This is a genomic window from Bradyrhizobium cosmicum (assembly GCF_007290395.2).
GTDB classification, from domain to species: domain Bacteria; phylum Pseudomonadota; class Alphaproteobacteria; order Rhizobiales; family Xanthobacteraceae; genus Bradyrhizobium; species Bradyrhizobium cosmicum.
The window spans coordinates 6863041-6880374 of record NZ_CP041656.2 but is presented as its reverse complement, the minus strand read 5'-3'; the positions used below and the strand labels follow the sequence as shown (position 1 = coordinate 6880374).

At 65.2% G+C, this 17334-nt stretch carries 15 protein-coding genes; 12 read left to right on the top strand and 3 right to left on the bottom strand.

The window, feature by feature from the left end:
- Positions 1-49: 49 nt before the first annotated feature.
- The 8 genes from FNV92_RS32790 (at position 50) to FNV92_RS32755 (ending at position 10658) form a co-directional block, all read left to right on the top strand.
- Entirely contained in the window at positions 50-1333 is a 1284-nt protein-coding gene (locus FNV92_RS32790) for a DUF1963 domain-containing protein (RefSeq protein ID WP_143842988.1), read from the top strand.
- Between the two features lie 90 nt (positions 1334-1423).
- Positions 1424-2656 (top strand): rhodanese-like domain-containing protein, encoded by a 1233-nt coding sequence (locus FNV92_RS32785; RefSeq protein ID WP_143842989.1) that lies wholly within the window; start codon positions 1424-1426, stop codon positions 2654-2656.
- Positions 2657-2946: 290 nt separating this feature from the next.
- Positions 2947-4191 (top strand): phosphoglycerate dehydrogenase, encoded by a 1245-nt coding sequence (gene serA / locus FNV92_RS32780; RefSeq protein ID WP_143842990.1) that lies wholly within the window; start codon positions 2947-2949, stop codon positions 4189-4191.
- An 82-nt stretch (positions 4192-4273) separates the two neighbouring features.
- The gene (locus FNV92_RS32775; RefSeq protein ID WP_168213450.1) at positions 4274-5935 is read left to right on the top strand and encodes a tannase/feruloyl esterase family alpha/beta hydrolase; all 1662 of its coding nucleotides are present in this window, start codon (positions 4274-4276) and stop codon (positions 5933-5935) included.
- Positions 5936-6148: 213 nt separating this feature from the next.
- Complete coding sequence (locus FNV92_RS32770) at positions 6149-6610, top strand: MarR family winged helix-turn-helix transcriptional regulator (RefSeq protein WP_143842992.1); 462 nt, start codon at positions 6149-6151, stop codon at positions 6608-6610.
- Between the two features lie 11 nt (positions 6611-6621).
- A complete protein-coding gene (locus FNV92_RS32765; protein WP_143842993.1) occupies positions 6622-7392 on the top strand; it encodes an enoyl-CoA hydratase in 771 nt (256 codons plus the stop codon).
- Between the two features lie 122 nt (positions 7393-7514).
- Positions 7515-9596: a methyl-accepting chemotaxis protein gene (locus FNV92_RS32760; RefSeq protein ID WP_143842994.1), complete on the top strand. Its 2082-nt coding sequence runs from the start codon at positions 7515-7517 to the stop codon at positions 9594-9596.
- Positions 9597-9719: 123 nt separating this feature from the next.
- Positions 9720-10658: a dihydrodipicolinate synthase family protein gene (locus FNV92_RS32755; RefSeq protein WP_143842995.1), complete on the top strand. Its 939-nt coding sequence runs from the start codon at positions 9720-9722 to the stop codon at positions 10656-10658.
- A gap of 174 nt (positions 10659-10832) precedes the next feature.
- On the opposite strand, the gene FNV92_RS32750 is transcribed toward FNV92_RS32755, so the two are convergent.
- From FNV92_RS32750 to FNV92_RS32740, 3 genes are read right to left on the bottom strand one after another with little or no spacing between them, the layout of a single operon-like run.
- Positions 10833-11531 carry a DUF1045 domain-containing protein gene (locus tag FNV92_RS32750; RefSeq protein ID WP_143842996.1) on the bottom strand — a complete coding sequence of 233 codons (699 nt, stop codon included), beginning with the start codon at positions 11529-11531 and terminating at the stop codon, positions 10833-10835.
- A gap of 18 nt (positions 11532-11549) precedes the next feature.
- Positions 11550-12743, bottom strand: a complete 1194-nt coding sequence (locus FNV92_RS32745; protein WP_143842997.1) for an alpha-D-ribose 1-methylphosphonate 5-triphosphate diphosphatase — start codon at positions 12741-12743, stop codon at positions 11550-11552.
- Positions 12740-13399 carry an LbetaH domain-containing protein gene (locus FNV92_RS32740; RefSeq protein ID WP_143846147.1) on the bottom strand — a complete coding sequence of 220 codons (660 nt, stop codon included), beginning with the start codon at positions 13397-13399 and terminating at the stop codon, positions 12740-12742. Before FNV92_RS32740 ends, FNV92_RS32745 begins: the two co-directional genes overlap by 4 nt.
- 174 nt (positions 13400-13573) lie before the next feature.
- Between FNV92_RS32740 and phnC the strand changes: the two genes are divergently transcribed.
- The 4 genes from phnC to phnE (FNV92_RS32720) all read left to right on the top strand — a co-directional run bounded on the left by phnC (position 13574) and on the right by phnE (FNV92_RS32720) (position 17184).
- The gene (gene phnC / locus FNV92_RS32735) at positions 13574-14383 is read left to right on the top strand and encodes a phosphonate ABC transporter ATP-binding protein (RefSeq protein ID WP_143842998.1); all 810 of its coding nucleotides are present in this window, start codon (positions 13574-13576) and stop codon (positions 14381-14383) included.
- Between the two features lie 62 nt (positions 14384-14445).
- A complete protein-coding gene (phnD, locus tag FNV92_RS32730; RefSeq protein WP_143842999.1) occupies positions 14446-15381 on the top strand; it encodes a phosphonate ABC transporter substrate-binding protein in 936 nt (311 codons plus the stop codon).
- 73 nt (positions 15382-15454) lie between these two features.
- On the top strand, positions 15455-16339 hold the full coding sequence (phnE, locus tag FNV92_RS32725) for a phosphonate ABC transporter, permease protein PhnE (protein ID WP_143843000.1): 885 nt from the start codon (positions 15455-15457) through the stop codon (positions 16337-16339).
- A 50-nt stretch (positions 16340-16389) separates the two neighbouring features.
- Positions 16390-17184: a phosphonate ABC transporter, permease protein PhnE gene (gene phnE / locus FNV92_RS32720; protein WP_416377767.1), complete on the top strand. Its 795-nt coding sequence runs from the start codon at positions 16390-16392 to the stop codon at positions 17182-17184.
- The last annotated feature ends 150 nt before the right edge of the window (positions 17185-17334 follow it).

Below are 17334 nucleotides of genomic sequence, written 5' to 3'. Positions count from 1 at the left end.
GTTCGATGCGTCTCGTACACGTGAAGGTCGTTGGGGGTTTCCGCGGCAAATGTCTGAACGGGAGGAGCTTGAAGAAACAGCACTGCCTGCAGTGCTCGTCAGGCGCAGCGATTTGCCAGTGCCGTTCGTCCACCCGGGGAGTAGTTTCTTCGGCGGTCTTCCCAGGCTGCCGCCGCAGTTCGAGTGGCCGAGGGCCGACGTCAGGGCGAATGTCGAGCTGGAGACGGTCGCGCTAACTTTCGTGGCGCAGGTCGACCTTGCAGATGTGCCTGGCTCGAAGTGGTCGCCGCTTCCGAAACGCGGTACACTTTTTTTCTTCTGCAGCTCCGTATTTGTCGACGAAGGAAATCCTCCCTGCCGCGTTCTGTATAGCCCCGCGGGTGGTAACGCCTACCCTGAGCGAACGCCACCGCCAGACCTAATGCCGCTCGCCGACCCCAACGGCGATGCCCAGGTCAAATGGCTTGATCCGGTCCTCGATTTTCACTCCAAGGTCGAGTTCAAGTACCCGCTCTCCTTTCGGCCGTTTCGCGATTTCGACTTTCACGACGATGTGGTCGGAGGCGAAGTGCTGATCGAATCGCTTTCCCGAGCATTGGGCCCGGGTGAGCCTGATACGCGAGACTTGCTGCAATACCGAACGGTAGAGGAATATGCGAAAGACGTGGAGTGGCCCTTCAACTGGCTGCTCATCACGCATGTCGTCCGGTCGGTATTGTGGCACGTTCGGCTCGACCTAACCCGTGAGGCCCATGACAAGTCGCTGACCGACGAGGTGGCGGCAGAGCTGCAGCGCCTTCGCCGCGGTGCCATTGGATGGCTCGAGCGCTGCCGGGCATTGACCCCGCTGGATGACGTTGATGCGGATGCCAAATTGGCCTTCCGCGCTTGGTGGGTCGGCGTCGCCGAGGCATACGGGACGATGGTCGGACAGGTGTTCACCTCTGCATTCTCGATTGCAGCGGATCTCGGTCATGCCATCAACTACACCATCCGTTGTCTAGCGGCCCAGAGTGCGGATGCTTGCGATGACGTTCCTCTCGGCTACCTCGCCAATCTAGTGCGGCAGAATCATTGGAAGGCCCCCACCGTCAAAGACGGCCAAAATCGTCGTTTTAGCTCGGCGATTCATCAGATGCTTGGCTATGGCTTCGGGCCGCAAAATGCCACGGAAGAGCATATGGAGGACATACTGCTGCTTCAGATCCAGGGAGATCCGGCATTTTTCAACTGGCATGCCAACACAGGGGGCGTGCTTCATTTCTGGATCGATCCCGATGCGCTCGCTCAGTTCGACTTTTCAAAGGTCGCCGCAACATACGAATGTGACTAGTGACGTTCACCATGCAGGTCTCCCGGGTGGCTAGCCAAGGCCCGCCCAATCGTTCAAAAGCCATGGCCTGCTCTCGTCAAGGTTCACGCCATGAAGCTTCCGACCGTCACACCCGCCGACATCCGCCGCGCATTGCTCTTGCGCGAAGAGATCGCGCTGCTCGATCTCAGGCATGAGGCCGGCTTCGCCACCGGCCATCCGTTGTTTGCCGCCAATATGGCCGCGGACCGGATCGCCATCGAAGCCGAGGTGCGGCTGCCGCGCAAGGACGTGGGAATCGTACTCTATGATGACGGCGAGGGCCTCGTCGCCACGGGGGCCGAACGCCTCGCCACGCTCGGCTACACCAACATCAGTGCGCTCGATGGCGGACTGAAGGCCTGGCGCGATGCGGGCTATCAGGTCTTCGAGGACGTCAATTCCTATTCCAAGGCGTTCGGCGAGCTGGTCGAGTCGCGCAGGCATACGCCCTCGTTCAGCGCCGACGAGGTCGCAAAACTCATCGCCGAGAAGGCCAACATCGCCATCCTCGACGTCCGCCGCTTCGACGAATATGCGACCATGAACATTCCAGGCTCCGTCAGCGTGCCCGGTGCGGAGCTGGTGCTGCGGGCGGGGCAGGCCGCGCCCGATCCCGACACCACCATCATCGTCAATTGTGCTGGCCGCACCCGATCGATCATCGGCACCCAGTCGCTGATCAATGCCGGCGTGCCCAACAAGGTGCGGGCGCTGCGCAACGGCACCATCGGTTGGACGCTGGCGCGGCACAGCCTCAACCACGGTGCTGACCGGCGCGGCGCGATCGGAGCGTTCGAGGGCGGCCCGGCCAATGCCCGCGACGTCGCCTATCGCGCCGGCGTCCGCCACATCGGCGCAGGCGAGATGGCGGCGCTTGCTGGGCGGGCCGATCGTACGCTGTATCGCTTCGACGTACGCGATGCGGAAGAATATGCGGCCGGCCATCTCCCCGGCTTCCGCCATTATCCCGGCGGACAACTGGTGCAGGAGACCGACATGGCCGCTCCGGTGCGCGGTGCGCGCATCGTCCTGACCGACGATAAGGGCGTGCGCGCCGACATGACGGCGTCCTGGCTCGCGCAGATGGGCTGGGAGGTCTATGTGCTCGAAGGCGGCTACGACGGCACGCTCGAAATCGGCCCGCCGCGCGTGCTGCCGAAGCCCGACCCGGCGCACCGCTATCGCCGGCCCTATGAAGGCACCGACGTGGCCGAGCGTGCGATGCAGGCCTATCTCGACTGGGAATACGGATTGGTCGAGCAGCTGCGTCTTGACGGCACGCATGGGTTTTACGTGATTTGACGCGAGCGGTCCCCGTGCTCCGCGCCAATACTCCATCACCTCACCCTGAGGTGGCCGCTTCTTCAGCGGCCTCGAAGAGCGACGGCCCGGCAGCATCCGGGCCGTTCATCCTTCGAGGCTCCCGATGGGGCGCTCCGCGCCCCATCACTCGCGCCTCAGGATGACGCGGCTGGTGGGATGCCAAACACATCTACCCCCGCGCCATCTTCTCCCCGTATCCAAACCCTATTGTGCTGCGTCTCGTCCGCGGTCTATGAGCTGCGGGCAAAGCCGCTACCTATGGAGATTCCATGTCAGCCCCAGGCCAAAACCCGGAGCGGAGCGCGAAGGCGCTGCTGCTCGAAGGCGTCAACGACAGCGCCGTGGACCTGTTCAGGAGCGCAGGTTTCACCAATGTCGAGCGGCTGACCAAGGCGCTGGATGGCGAGGATTTGCGACGAGCTCTCAAGGGCGTGTCGCTGCTCGGCATCCGCTCGCGCACCCAGATCACCGATGACGTGCTCGCCGCGGCCGACCAGCTTCTCGCGGTCGGCTGCTTCAGCGTCGGCACCAATCAGGTCGATCTCCTGGCGGCGCGCAAGCGCGGTATTCCCGTGTTCAACGCGCCGTTCTCCAATACGCGCAGCGTTGCCGAACTCGTGATCGGCGAGATCGTGATGCTGCTGCGGCGCATCTTCCCGCGTTCGGTATCGGCCCATGAGGGCGGCTGGGACAAGTCGGCGACCGGCAGCCGCGAGGTCCGCGGCCGCACCCTCGGCATCATCGGCTACGGTAATATCGGCTCGCAGCTCTCGACGCTCGCCGAAGCCATCGGCATGCGCGTGATCTATTTCGACCGCACCGACAAGCTCCGCCACGGCAACACCGAGCCGGTCGAAAAGCTGGAGGAACTGCTGGCGCAGAGCGACGTCGTCAGCCTGCACGTGCCGGAGACGCCGGAGACAGCAGGCATGATCGGCGAAAAGGAGCTGCGGGCGATGAAGCCGGGCTCGTTCCTGATCAACAACAGCCGCGGCACCGTGGTCGATCTCGACGCGCTCGCTGGCGCCTTGCGCGACGGCCATCTCGCAGGTGCTGCCGTCGACGTGTTTCCGGTCGAGCCGTCCTCAAATTCCGATCGCTTCAAGAGTCCGCTGCAGGGCCTCGGCAACGTCATCCTCACCCCGCATATCGGCGGCTCGACCGAGGAGGCGCAGGAGCGCATCGGCGGCGAGGTGGCGCGCAAGCTGGTCGACCATTTCATCACCGGCTCGACCATGGGCGCGGTGAATTTCCCGGAGGTGCAGCTGCATCTGCGTCCCGCGGGCGCGCGTTTCAGCCATGTCCATCGCAACGTGCCGGGCATGCTTCGGCGGCTGAACGAGGTCTTCCTCCAGCGCGACATCAACATCATCGCGCAATATCTGGAGACCTCCGGCGACCTCGGCTACGTCGTGCTCGACGCCGACCTGGCAGGGCAGGATTCGGCGACGCTGCTCCAGCAGATCCGCGCCCTCGAGGGTACGGTCGGTGCGCGGCTCGTATTCGAGCACTAGCTTTGTTGACGGCCGGCGGAAGGTCGCATTGAATGCGGCCTGCTGACGGATTGAACGAAAACACAAGAACCGGGTGGAAACGATGACGCTGACAAGAGCGAGGCTATGCGCATGGCTCGTGGGCGCGGCGGCCGCGATGGGCGCGACAGGCGCGTTCGCGGTGACGCTGGCAGAGGATGCGGATACGGTCTGCAAGGGTCTCGTCGGCGGCGCGGATGCCGTGAAGATCGACGCCGCGACGTTGCTGGCACCGTCGCTCATCGCCGTTGCGGAGCGTGGACCGACGCCGTCAGGCCGCGTCACGCCCGCCAATCCCGCGTTCTGCAAGGTGCTCGGCCATATCGACCCTACCGATCCAAAGGCGCCGCCGATCAAGTTCCAGGTCAACCTGCCGGTCGAATGGAATGGGCGTTCGGTGCAATATGGCGGCGGCGGCTTCAATGGCGTGCTGATCACGGGCCTCGGGCTGCCGCCGGCCTATCCTTTCGAAAAGCCGTCGCCGCTGGCGCGCGGTTTCGTCACCTACGGCACCGACTCGGGCCATGAGACCAAACAGGGCGAGCCGCCTCAGGTGTTCGCTCTGAACGACGAAGCCTTCGAGAACTTTGCCCATCGCGCCTACAAGAAGGTGCGCGACGCCGCCGTCGCGCTGATGGAACGCGCCTACGGCAAGAAGCCGGAGAAGCTGTACTTCATGGGCTCGTCCGAAGGCGGCCGCGAAGGCCTCACCATGGCGCAACGTTACCCCGATGATTTCGACGGCATCTTTGCACGTGTGCCGGTCATCAACTGGGTCGGCCTGCAACATGCCGGCACCCGCTCGGGGCTTGCGACCATGGGCGAGGGCTGGATCAACCCGGCGCAGGTCAAGCTCGTCGGCGACGCCGTGCGGGCGGCTTGCGACAAGGCCGATGGTTCGGACGATGCGCTGGTGCAGGATCCCGTCGCCTGCAAGGCGGCGTTCAAGGTCGAGACGCTACGCTGTGAGTCCGGCAAGACGGGCGATCAGTGTCTCACCGACGCACAGATCAAGGCCGTGAATACGCTTCATGCGACCTACAAATTCCCGTTCGCGCTCGCCAACGGTCTCGACGATTATCCGGGTTGGGGCGTGTCGGGCGAGGATACGCCGTCGGTCGGCCCGACCGGCGGCTGGGTCGCGTGGTGGCTCGGCACGGCGCCGCCCGCGCAGCCGCCAGCGCCCAATAACGGCATCGCCTGGATCTATGGCGCCGGCGGCATTCAATATGTGTTCGCGCGCGATCCCAAGCTCGACGTCACCACCTACAAGCCCGAGGACCACAAGGCGCGCTTGCTCGAAGTCTCCCGCCTGATGGATTCGACCGATCCGGATCTCAGCCGCTTCCGCGCCCGCGGCGGCCGTCTCATCATGCTCGAGCACATGGCGGACTATGCGCAGAGCCCCTACGCCGGCATCCGCTATTTCCAGAGCGTCGAGCGCAAGCTCGGCAAGGCCGAGACCGCCGAATTCGCGCGGCTCTACACAGCGCCCGGCGTCGACCATGTCGGCTCCGGCGCGCCGGCCAATGTCGACATGCTGAGCGCGCTGGTCGACTGGGTCGAGAAAGGCAACGCGCCCGGCGACCTCGAGGTCAGCGAGCAGAAGGTCGAGGCGCCGTCATTCGCGGTGTCGCGCGCGCTGCCGCTGTGCCGCTGGCCGGCCTGGCCCCACTACAAGACGGGACCGGTGACGGAGGCTTCGAGCTTCGCCTGCGCGCCGTGAGGTGAGTGCAAGGAGATCGTGATGGCGGTGGTTCATTCCGCCGCTATCGCTTGTGCACCTCCCAGCGGTCTACGGTGGCATCTCATTGCCGTCCAGGAAGCAGATCGAGCGCCGGGTGCAGATCTGTGCGGCCCTGTTCCTCGACGGCTGCCGCGCCAAATCGCCCTAGAGGCGGCGTTTGACAACGTGGCCCGCCCCGAGTAGATACTTCGCATGCGAAATAAAGAAGCCGCAGCGAGGCATCATCGGCTGATCTATCTGCTGAATGTCGCGCAACGCCGGTTGCAGCGCTGGATGGCGGCGCAGCCTTCGAGCGAGGTGACGCCGGCGCAGGCGGGGCTGCTGTTCATTCTCGGCAAGCAGGACGGTGTGCTGATGGGCGAGGCGGGCGCAGCGCTCGACATGGGGCCGGCCGGGATTTCCGGGCTCGTCGATCGCAGCGTGGCGGCAAGGCTGGTCGAGCGCCGGGCCGATCGCGAGGACGGCCGGGCCTGGCGCGTGTGGCTGACGCCGAAGGGCCGAACCGTGCTGGCGCAGGCGAAGACCGATGCGGCCGGGATCAATGCGGCATTGACGGAAGGATTTTCCAGCGCGGAGATCGACGTCGTCGCGCGCTGGCTGACGAGCATTCAGGACAAATTTCCAAGAGACCCTTCGCGAGATTCAGAGGAATAAGGAGCCGACAAATGACTGACCTGGTCCGGATCGAGAACAACGGCGGAATTCTCACCCTCACGCTGGCGCGCCCCGACAAGAAGAACGCGCTGACCGATGCGATGTACGGCAAGCTCGCCGATACCATCGAATCCGCCGAGTTCGATCCCTCCGCCCGCGTGATCCTGATCCGCGGCGAGGGCGACATGTTCACCGCCGGCAACGACGTCGGCGAATTCGCGGCGGTCGCAGCGGGCAAGTCGGAGGGCAGCCGCAACGTCGTGCGCTTCATCCAGTCGCTGGCGCGCTGCACGCGACCGCTGGTCGCAGCCGTGCAGGGCCGCGCCGTCGGTGTCGGCACCACGATGCTGCTGCACTGCGACCTCGTGGTGCTCGCCGACAATGCGCAATTGTCGACGCCCTTTGTCAGCCTGGCGCTGGTGCCGGAGGCAGCCTCAAGCCTGCTGATGCCGGCGCGCATCGGCTACGCCCGCGCCTATGAGATGTTTGCGCTCGGCGAGACCGTGCCGGCCAAGGCCGCGCTCGAATGGGGCCTCGCCAACCGCGTCGTGCCGCTCGACAAGCTCGATGCCGAGGCCTTTGCGCTCGCCCAGCGGCTTGCCCGCCAGCCGGCCGGCGCGCTCACGGCGACCAAGAAGCTGATGCGCAATGGCGAAATGTTGCTGGCGCAGATGCAGGCGGAAGGCGAGCAGTTCGCACAGCGGCTGCGCACGGCCGAGGCGCGCGAGGCATTCACCGCGTTCGCCGAGCGCCGCCCGCCGGATTTCACCAGGGTCGCGTAGAGGACCGCGGGGCGTCCGAAAGCGTGCAGGCAGGACCGCTCCAATTCAACTAAAACCTTAACGAAACATTGGCATGTCGCAGTGCAAGGTGGCCTCTCTTGCAGAGTAGGCCCCTTGACCCCATGGCAATATTTAAGAAATCGGTAAGCTCGCTTCTTCTGACCTTGATGGCTCTGCTGGCGGCCGGTGCGCTGGCAGCGACGGCGATTCAGATGGTCGGGGCGTTCGGTCGCTACAGCGAGAGTCTCGAGACCGAGCGGCTTGCTGCCGCCGACAAGGCGATTTTCCAGGGCGTGCTGTCCTTGCGCAACAATCGCGGCGACGCCCAGAGCGCGATCCTCGGCGAAGACGAGCCGCGTGCGAAGCTCGAGGCCGCCGAGAAGGCCGAGCAGGGCGGCTATGACGCCATTGGCACCGCGCTCTCAACCGTCGAATTCGCTCGCCGTGACGAGCTCGCCGGGACGTTGAAACAGCGCTGGAACGACGCTGCACCGCAATTTCAGCTATTCTACGACGAGGCCAAGCGCCCGCGCGCCGAGCGCAAGATCGAGCGGACCATGCCCTGGTACGATTCCGTCACCAAGGTGATCGACACGGCAAACCTCGCCTCCACCGCGGTGTCGAACCGCGCGTGGATGAACGATCCCTTCATCGCCCGCATGATTCAGGTCCGTCGCCTCGCCTGGCAGGTGCGGGATCGCTATGGAATCCATTGCTCGATGCTGCGCTCGAACGTCAACAGCAGCAGGCCACTGGATGACAACCAGAAGCGCCAGCTGGCGCAATGGGACGGAACCATCGCCTCGGGCTGGGCCGGCATGGCCGAGTTGCTGGCCGCGCCTGACGTGACCGCTGATCTGGTCACCGCAGCCAAGGACGCGCAGGCCAAGACCGACGGCGTGCTGAAGCAGATCGGCGAGCTCACGAAGAACTTCGATGGTAGCGGCAAGCCCGCGATGCCCGCCTCCGAGTGGAATACGCTCTGCCAGTCGCCATTCTCGCTCATCGTCGGCGTCGCGACCAAGGCGCTGGACCAGTCCATCGCGCGCGCAGAGGCCGTTCAGGCCAAGGCGCTCACCAATCTCGTCCTGCAATCGCTCGCCTTCCTGTTCGCTCTCGCCGTGACGCTGGCCGGTGTCTATGTGGTCCGCAACCGCCTGATGCGCCCGGTGCGGGCCATCCTCGATGCGATCGCCCGGATCAGTGCGCGCGACTATGCAACGCCGGTTCCGCAATCCGCATATCCCGACGAATTCGGCACGATGGCCGCCGCGCTCGAAAGCCTGCGTGAGAGCGCTGCGACCGCGGAGCGCCTGGGCCAGGAACGCGAATCGCAGCAGGCGCTGCAGCTCGCGCGCTCCGGCACCGTGGATGCCGCGTGCCGCAGCTTCGACGACACAGTGCAGGCCGTCATTCACAGCGTCGCGGCATCGGCACGGGAGCTCGATGGGACGGCCACGGGCGTGCGCTCGCTGGTTGCCGAATCCAGCAGCCAGACCGCGGCGGTCTCCTCCGCGGCCGAGCAGGCCACCAACAATCTCGAAACCATCGCGGCTGCGACCGAGGAGCTCTCGGCGTCCGTCGGCGAGATCTCCGCACAGGTGCAGTCCAGCGCGCGCGAGGCTCGTGAAGCTGTCGCGCAGGTCGAGCAGACCAACGCGACCGTCGAAGTCCTCGATCAGACCGCGAGCCGGATCGGTGAGGTCGTGAAGATGATCCACGCCATCGCCGGTCAGACCAATCTGCTGGCGCTGAACGCGACTATCGAGGCCGCGCGCGCCGGAGAGGCCGGCCGCGGCTTTGCCGTGGTCGCGGGCGAGGTCAAGAGCCTCGCGGCGCAGACCGCAAACGCAACGGAAGAGATCTCGCGGCAGGTCGAGGAGATCCAGGGGGCGACAGGGCAGGCCGTCGCCGCGATCCGCTCCATCGGCGGCGCCATCAGCGGCATCGACGAGAAGATGACCGCGATTGCAGCGGCTGTGGAGGAGCAGCGCGCCGCGACCACCGAGATCTCGCGCAACTTCCAGCAGGCGGCGCAAGGTACCCGCGAGGTCACCGATACCATCGGCGGCGTCGCCAAGCTCAACCAGGAGACCGGCAACGCCGGCACGGTGCTCACCGACTCCGTGAAGAAGATGTCGGCCGATGCCGACCGTCTCCGCACAGCGGTCGAGGGCTTCCTTGGCGCGGTGAAATCGGCCTGACACTCTGTCCCCTGTTCCCACGGCGCGCGGGCCGGCATTGCCGCCGATGCTTGCGCCAGGTACATCTGTGACGCCGCGCCAGCGCGGCAACGGACGACAGGAACATCAGGGATGGAGAGTTCGATGCCGGTCACCCCACACAAGGCCCAGCGCCCCTATCGCGGCGTGTTCCCGGTGGTGCCCACCATCTTCGATGAACGCGGCGAGCTGGATCTGGAAGGCCAGCGCCGCTGCGTCGACTTCATGATCGATGCCGGTTCGCACGGCCTCTGCATCCTCGCCAATTTCTCCGAGCAGTTCGTGCTCACCGACGCCGAGCGGGAGACCGTGATGCATGCGGTGCTGGAGCATGTGGCGGGCCGCGTGCCTGTGATCGTCACCACCACCCATTTCAGCTCGGCCGTCTGCGCCGCACGCAGCAGGCAGGCTGAAGCGGCCGGCGCTGCCATGGTGATGGTGATGCCGCCCTATCACGGCGCAACCTTTCGCGTGCCCGAAAAAGGCATCGTCGAATTCTTCAAGGTGCTCTCGGACGCCATCACCATTCCCATCATGATCCAGGACGCGCCGGTGGCGGGCACGCCGCTGTCAGTGGACCTGCTGGCGCGGCTGTCGCGCGACTTCGCCAACATCCGTTACTTCAAGATCGAGGTGCCCGGTGCTGCATCAAAGCTGCGCAGCCTGATCGAGGCGGGCGGCAAGGACATCGAAGGCCCCTGGGACGGCGAGGAGGCGATCACGCTGCTCGCCGATCTCGATGCCGGTGCCACCGGCGCCATGACGGGCGGCGGTTATCCCGACGGCATTCGCCAGATCATCGATCCTTATTTTGCCGGCAAGCGCGAGGAGGCGAAAGCCGCCTACGAGCGCTGGCTGCCGCTGATCAATTACGAGAACCGCCAATGCGGCCTGATCGCCTGCAAGGTCATGATGCAGGCCGGCGGCGTCATCAAGTCCGACACCGTGCGCCATCCGCTCCAGCCGCTGCATCCGGCGACGCGGGCAGGGTTGCTGGAGCTGGCTCGGGAGCGCGATGCGCTGGCGCTAAGGTGGGGGAGTTAAGTCTCTCCCCCGTCCGCTGTCGTCCCGGACAAGCGAAGCGCAGATCCGGGACCCATAGCCCCAGGGAGAAGTTTGGCGAAAATTCGAAGTTGGCACCTCGCGCCATAACCTCTCCCTGTGGTTATGGGTCCCCGCGTACGCGGGGACGACACGGACTATGACGCGCAATTTCGTCTAACCAGTCAGCTTCCATTCGCCGATAATGCTGAAGCGTGCCTTGGCATCGTCCTGCCTGAACAACGCGATGCGATCAGTCGCGAGCGTATCGAGCTTCAGCGACTCAAACCGTCCCCGCAGCATCTCCAGAACCGGCCCGCGTCGCTCCGCGTCCAGTCGTCCCGTCAACGTCATGTGGAAGCGGAATTCCTCCATCACGTAAGGGTAGCCCCAGCGATCGAGATAATCGCGCTGGCGCTCGCTGAGCTTCTCGGGTTTCCGCCGCGCGCGGTCTTCCGCCGTCAGGACGGCACGAAACGAATCGAAACTGAGGACGCAATCGGCGGCGAGCTGTTGCAGCGTGTCGACCGACTCGGCCGGGATGACTGCAATGAAGCCGCTGATGGCATCGACGACGGGCCGGATCGACGGGATCGGCCGCGCTTTGCCGGCGAATTCGGCACATACCGCCATGAGCTCCGCTTCGGTCCTGCCGGCCGCCAGCGCCATCGGCGCCTTCAGCGTGCCGTGAAAACCATACTTGCGGGGATCGGCGGTGATGTCGCGCCAGTCTGGAGCGATTTGCAAAGCCTCAGCGGGGAAGGGCACCTCTTGACCGGTATAGGCATCGTAGCCAAGCAGCTCGGCGCCGAAGCGGGAGAGGGCGCTGTCGCTGCCTGCGGCAGAATAGATCGCGTAGCGGGGGAAACCGGTCATGGCTTCAGCATAACCAATTTATGCCGCAACGACAGCCTCGCGCGGCGTCGCCGCCACGCTGAGCAGCCGCGTCGCATCGGTGAGATGCACAAGCTTGCCGCCTGCGATCACCGCGACCAGCCGCGGCCGCAGCGGTATGGTGTCGTCGACCAGCAGAATGTCGGCGCGGCGTCCTTCGGCGATAAGGCCGCGGTCGGCAAGGCCGGTCGCGCGCGCGGGCCCGGCGGAGACCAGGTCCCAGGCCTTCGCCAGCGGCAGCACGCCGTCGGCGGCGAGGCGGAAGGCGGCCAGCAGCTGCGCGGGATAGTAATAGTCCGACGCCAGCACCGAGCAGAGCCCCTTGGCGATCATGTCGGACGCCCTGGTCCAGCCGGTGTGGCTGCCGCCGCGCACGACGTTCGGCGCGCCATAGACGATCGCATCGCCGGCGCTGGCGGCCGCCCGCGCCGTCTCCTCGTTGATCGGAAACTCCGCGATGTCGGTGCCGAGCTCGCGATACTCCCGGCGCATCGCCGGCGTTGCGTCGTCATGCGAAAGCATCCGCACCCCGGCGGCGCGGGCAACCGCGGCCAGCCGCGACACGGAAGCGGGCACGTCGGCTGCGCGCGAGACGATACGCGCGACCAATCCGTCGAAATCCTCGCTCGTCAACCCGGTCCGTTCCACCATGCGATTGCGTTTGCGCGGCTTGGCCATGTCGGCGACGGTACCGTCCATGTGGTCGTTGAAGGCGAACAGGTCGACGCGCCCTTCGGCGAGCCATTGGGTGATCTCGGCCTCGGCGCCGAGATTGTAGGTCTCGTGCCGCAGGTGAAAGCGGGTGTCGGCGGCGAATTGCGGGCGCTGCCGCTCGATCGCCTCCATCAGCTCCCGGGCATTGTCGGCACTCCGCAGGCCCGGTTCCCACGAGCAGGTCGTGGCGTGAAACACCGTGGTGATGCCGTTGCTGATCGCCTGACGGTCGCTGTCGGCGAGCGCGACGTCGATCGGGAAGTCGACGCCGGCGCGCGGCATCATCTGCCGCTCGAAGGCGTCGCCGTGCAGATCGACGATGCCGGGCAGGACCAGCAGGTTGCGCGCATCGATCGCCAGCCGCGCCCGGCCGCCAGGCGCATCGACCCGTGCAATGTCCGGACCGGACACGCCAAGCGATGTCTCGACGAATTCGGCGCCGATCAGGGCTCGGCCGCCTTCAAGGAAAATGTCTGTCACGCGACCGCGTTTCGTTTGCTGGCAGGAGAGTCTGCCCGTGCTTCATACGTGGAGAGGAAATCTTCAATCCCGAGCTTGCGGAAATCGGGCAGGGCTTCACGCAATTTGTCGTGATCCCAGTCCCACCAGGCCAGCTTTGCAAGCCGCCCGGCGATCTCTTCCGAGAACCGCCGCCGCACGATGCGCGCCGGATTGCCGGCGACGATGGTGTAGGCCGGCACGTCTTTGGTGACGATGGCCCCCGCGGCAATCACCGCGCCGGTGCCGATGTTGCGGCCCGGCAGCACGATCGCGCCGTGGCCGATCCAGACGTCATGGCCGATATGGATGTGATGCTGGCGCCGCCACGCAAAGAAGTCCGCGTCGTCGCTCTCGCCCGGGAAGTAGGCGCTCGCGCGATAGGTGAAATGGGCCTGCGTGGCGCGCTGCATCGGATGATTGCCGGGATTGACCCGCGTCATCGCGGCGATCGAGCAGAACTTCCCGATGGTGGTGTAGGTGATCTGCGCGTCGTTCACGACGTAGGAGTAGTCGCCCATCGTGACTTCGGTGAGGATCGTGCGTGCGCCGACTTCGGTATAGGCGCCGAGCCGGGTCTCCTGCAGCTTCGCGGAAGCATCTACGGTCGGTTGAACTGAAAGCACCTTGCCGGCCATGTTGCATCCGAGGGTTTGAGGGCGGGCGTTTCTCTTCGAGTGGCTTGATGACAATGTCATGACGAGGCGATGACAGGGGACGAAGTGCGTATCATCGCCGCATCGCAGCGCGCGTGTCACACAAGTGTCAAGCGCCGGCGCTAGCGGTGGGTCCCAGCTACTCTGGAGCCCTCTATGCTGGTGGTTGAAGGTCTGACCTGCCGCTTCGGCGCAAAAGCCGCGGTGGACAACGCCTCGTTTCAAGTTTCTCCCGGCGGCTTCGTCGGAGTGATCGGGCGCTCCGGCGCCGGCAAGTCGACCATGCTGCGCATGATCAACCGGCTCGCGACGCCGACCGAGGGCCGCATCCTGTTCGATGGCCTCGACGTGACCCCGCTGCGCGGCAAGGAGCTGCGGCAGTGGCGGGCGCGTTCGGCCATGATCTTTCAGCAATTCAATCTGGTCGGCCGGCTCGATGTGCTCACCAACGTGCTGATGGGGCGTCTCGCGACGATGCCGGCCTGGCGCTCGCTGACGCAGACCTGGCCCGAGCAGGACAAGGCACTGGCGATGTCGGCGCTCGAGCAGTTCGATATCGCCTCGCTCGCTGCCCAGCGTGCCGACCAGCTCTCCGGCGGCCAGCAGCAGCGTGTTGCGATCGCCCGCGCGCTTGTCCAACAGCCCGACATCATCCTTGCCGACGAGCCGATCGCCTCGCTCGATCCGCGCAACACCAAGATCGTCATGGATGCGCTGCTGCGCATCAACAAGCATTTCGGCATCACCGTGCTCTGCAATCTGCATTCGCTCGATCTCGCCCGCAGCTATTGCGACCGTCTGATCGGCATGGCGCAGGGCCGCGTGGTGTTCGACGGTGCACCGGCCGCGCTGACCGATCACGTCGCGCGTGAGCTCTACGATCTCGAAGCCGCCGATGTCATGGGTGGTGCGTCCGCGCCAGCCCACGATGGCGTCCCTGCGCTCGGGACGGCCGCGGCTGCCTGAGCCACGCCACCAGCCTAGTTGCCAGTTTTGCGTCAACCGACCCAACCGATGAAGAGGGTATCATGATCACTCGCAGACTCATCCTCGCCGGCGCCGCCGCGCTCGCGTTCACGACCTCAGCCTCCGCCGAGGACTGGAAAGCCAAATATCCCGAGCTGACCTTCGCGGTCATTCCCGCGGAAAACGCCTCGGGCGTGACCGAGCGCTGGGCGCCGTTCATGAACTATCTCTCCAAGGAACTGGGCGTGAAGGTCACGCTGCGCATCGCCAACGACTACGCTGCGGTCATCGAAGGCCAGCGCGCCGGCAACATCCATATCGCCAGCTATGGCTCGGCGTCGTTCGCCCGCGCGCGCCTGACCGGCGTCAAGACCGATGCCTTCGCCAACGATATCAACGCCGACGGCTCGACCGGCTACTATTCGGTGTTCTTCGTCAAGGCGAACAGCCCCTACAAGAGCGTCGATCAGCTCAAGGGCAAGAACCTCGGCCTTGTCGACCCGAACTCGACCTCCGGCAACAACGTGCCGCGCTTCGAGCTCGACAAGATGGGCATCACCGACGCCGACACCTATTTCAGCAAGGTCGTCTTCACCGGCAGCCACGAGAACGCGATCCTGGCGCTGGCGCAGGGTACGGTCGACGTTGCCGCGAACCAGTGGACCAGCGACGACGATTCGACGCTGGCGCAGATGCTGACCAAGGGCATGCTGAAGAACGCCGATGGCTCGCCGATGAAGAAGGACGATTTCCGCATCATCCACAAGTCGGCGCCGATCATCAACGGCCCCTACGCCTACAATTCCGACCTGCCGGAAGAAGCCAAGGCGGCGATCGCGAAGGCGTTCTTCGACGCGCCGGCCAAGGACAAGGCGGCCTTCGATCGCCTCCAGGACGGTCAGAAGAAGGGTTTCCATCCCGCCACCACCAAGGACTGGGATGGCACGATCGAGCTGATCAAGTTCGTCGATGCACTGCGTAAGAAGAAGGCGTCCTGATATCAGGGTGACGCTACTCGAGCCGGGTCGATGGACCCGGCTCTTTCTCTTTTGACGGGTCCTTTTCCGACCAATGACCATCGCGGTTTCGATCCTGCCCGAGCAGCAACTGGCTGCGCTGAACGCCGCCTATGGCCAGGCAGTTGCGCGCAGGCGATGGCGTCTGCTGTTCGGGGCGGCGGTGTTCGCCGCCGCGCTGCTCCTCGCCGCGGTCGGTGCGGAAGTGAATCTGCGCACGCTCTTCACCTATTTCGGCAATTTCGTCAGCTATTTCGACCGTATCTTTACCCTCGATACTGGTCAGCGTGCCTGGACCGATGCCGGCGAGTGGTTTTGGGGTTGGCGCAAATGGCTGAAGATGCTCGGCGAGACCCTGCTGATCAGCTATGTCGGCACGCTGACCGGCGCAGTCTTCGCGTTTGCACTGAACTTCTTCGCCGCTGAAAATACCTCTCCTGCGCCCTGGCTGCGTTTCGTGGTACGGCGCCTGCTCGAATTCGCGCGCACCGTGCCAGGCATCGTCTTCGCTCTGATCTTCGTGATTGCGTTTGGGCTCGGCCCGATGGCGGGCGTGCTGGCGATCGCGATCCACTCCACCGGTGCGCTCGGAAAGCTGTTCTCGGAGATCGTCGAGAACGCCGACATGAAGCCGGCCGAAGGCATCCGCTCGACCGGCGCAAGCTGGCTCTCTTGCATGCGCTTTGCGATCGTGCCGCAAGTCACCGCGGGCTATGCCAGCTACGCGCTGCTGCGCTTCGAGATCAACGTCCGCGAAGCCTCGGTGATGGGCTTCGTCGGTGCCGGCGGCATCGGCCAGGAGCTCGTCGTCGCCATCCGCAAATTCTATTATTCGGACGTCAGCGCCATCCTGCTCACCATCATCGTCACGGTCTTCATGATCGATATCGCCACAGGCTGGCTGCGCGGCCGCCTGTTCGGCAAGGGGGCGCGAACGTGACGAGGCAGCGCGAGGTCGATACCGCGCAGATTCGAGCGCGCTACCCCGATGTGTTCGACCGACCGGCCTCGGCGCGGCTCGCAATGCCGGCGATGATCGTCGCGGCGCTAGCAGTCTTTGTGTACGGGCTGGTCGATCTCGATTTCTCGCCGTCGCGGTTCATCAACGGTCTCAGCCAGCTCGGCTGGATCAGCATGATGATGATCCCGCCGGATCCCGGTTCTTCGCTGCCGATCTACCTGAAGGCGCTCGGCGAGACGCTCTCGATCGCGCTGCTCGGCACGACGCTGGCCGCGGTGTTTGCGCTCCCGGTCAGCCTGTTTGCCGCACGCAACATCGTGCCGTCAAAAATCCTGCGCTTCCCTGTCAGGCGCTTCCTGGATTCGATCCGCGGCGTCGACACGCTGATCTGGGCGCTGGTGTGGATCAACGTGGTCGGGCTCGGCCCGTTCGCCGGCGTGCTCGCGATCGCCGTGTCGGATTTCGGCGCCTTCGGCAAGCTGTTCTCCGAGGCGATCGAGGGCGCCGACCAGAAGCAGGTCGAAGGCATCCGTGCCTCCGGAGGCAGCCCGCTGCATGAGATCCGCTTCGGCCTGCTGCCGCAGGTGCTGCCTGTCATCGCCGGCCAGGTGCTCTATTTCATCGAGTCGAACACGCGCTCGGCCACCATCATCGGCATCGTCGGCGCCGGCGGCATCGGCCTCCAGCTCGCCGAGCAGATCCGCGTACTGGAATGGCAGAAGGTGTCGTTCCTGATTTTGATGATCCTGGTCGCTGTCGCCGCGATCGATTTCATTTCGAGCAAGCTGCGGTTTGCGATCATCGGACCAAGGGCGGTGGCGTAGGTTCTTCGCCTCTCCCCGCCTGCGGGGAGAGGCCGACGCGCGTAGCGCGGCGGGTGAGGGGGACTCTCCACGAATCCGACTCCTGCCGTGATTGCGGAGACAGCCCCTCACCCCAACCCTCTCAGCGCGGGCGAAGCCCGTCGCGCGCCC

Excerpts from the sequence above, each read along its gene's own strand:
- FNV92_RS32790 (WP_143842988.1), top strand. The coding sequence starts at position 50 with ATGTCTGAACGGGAGGAGCTTGAAGAAACAGCACTGCCTGCAGTGCTC.
- FNV92_RS32785 (WP_143842989.1), top strand. The coding sequence starts at position 1,424 with ATGAAGCTTCCGACCGTCACACCCGCCGACATCCGCCGCGCATTGCTC.
- serA (WP_143842990.1), top strand. The coding sequence starts at position 2,947 with ATGTCAGCCCCAGGCCAAAACCCGGAGCGGAGCGCGAAGGCGCTGCTG.
- FNV92_RS32775 (WP_168213450.1), top strand. The coding sequence starts at position 4,274 with ATGACGCTGACAAGAGCGAGGCTATGCGCATGGCTCGTGGGCGCGGCG.
- FNV92_RS32770 (WP_143842992.1), top strand. The coding sequence starts at position 6,149 with ATGCGAAATAAAGAAGCCGCAGCGAGGCATCATCGGCTGATCTATCTG.
- FNV92_RS32765 (WP_143842993.1), top strand. The coding sequence starts at position 6,622 with ATGACTGACCTGGTCCGGATCGAGAACAACGGCGGAATTCTCACCCTC.
- FNV92_RS32760 (WP_143842994.1), top strand. The coding sequence starts at position 7,515 with ATGGCAATATTTAAGAAATCGGTAAGCTCGCTTCTTCTGACCTTGATG.
- FNV92_RS32755 (WP_143842995.1), top strand. The coding sequence starts at position 9,720 with ATGCCGGTCACCCCACACAAGGCCCAGCGCCCCTATCGCGGCGTGTTC.
- FNV92_RS32750 (WP_143842996.1), bottom strand. The coding sequence starts at position 11,531 with ATGACCGGTTTCCCCCGCTACGCGATCTATTCTGCCGCAGGCAGCGAC.
- FNV92_RS32740 (WP_143846147.1), bottom strand. The coding sequence starts at position 13,399 with ATGGCCGGCAAGGTGCTTTCAGTTCAACCGACCGTAGATGCTTCCGCG.
- phnC (WP_143842998.1), top strand. The coding sequence starts at position 13,574 with ATGCTGGTGGTTGAAGGTCTGACCTGCCGCTTCGGCGCAAAAGCCGCG.
- phnD (WP_143842999.1), top strand. The coding sequence starts at position 14,446 with ATGATCACTCGCAGACTCATCCTCGCCGGCGCCGCCGCGCTCGCGTTC.
- phnE (WP_143843000.1), top strand. The coding sequence starts at position 15,455 with ATGACCATCGCGGTTTCGATCCTGCCCGAGCAGCAACTGGCTGCGCTG.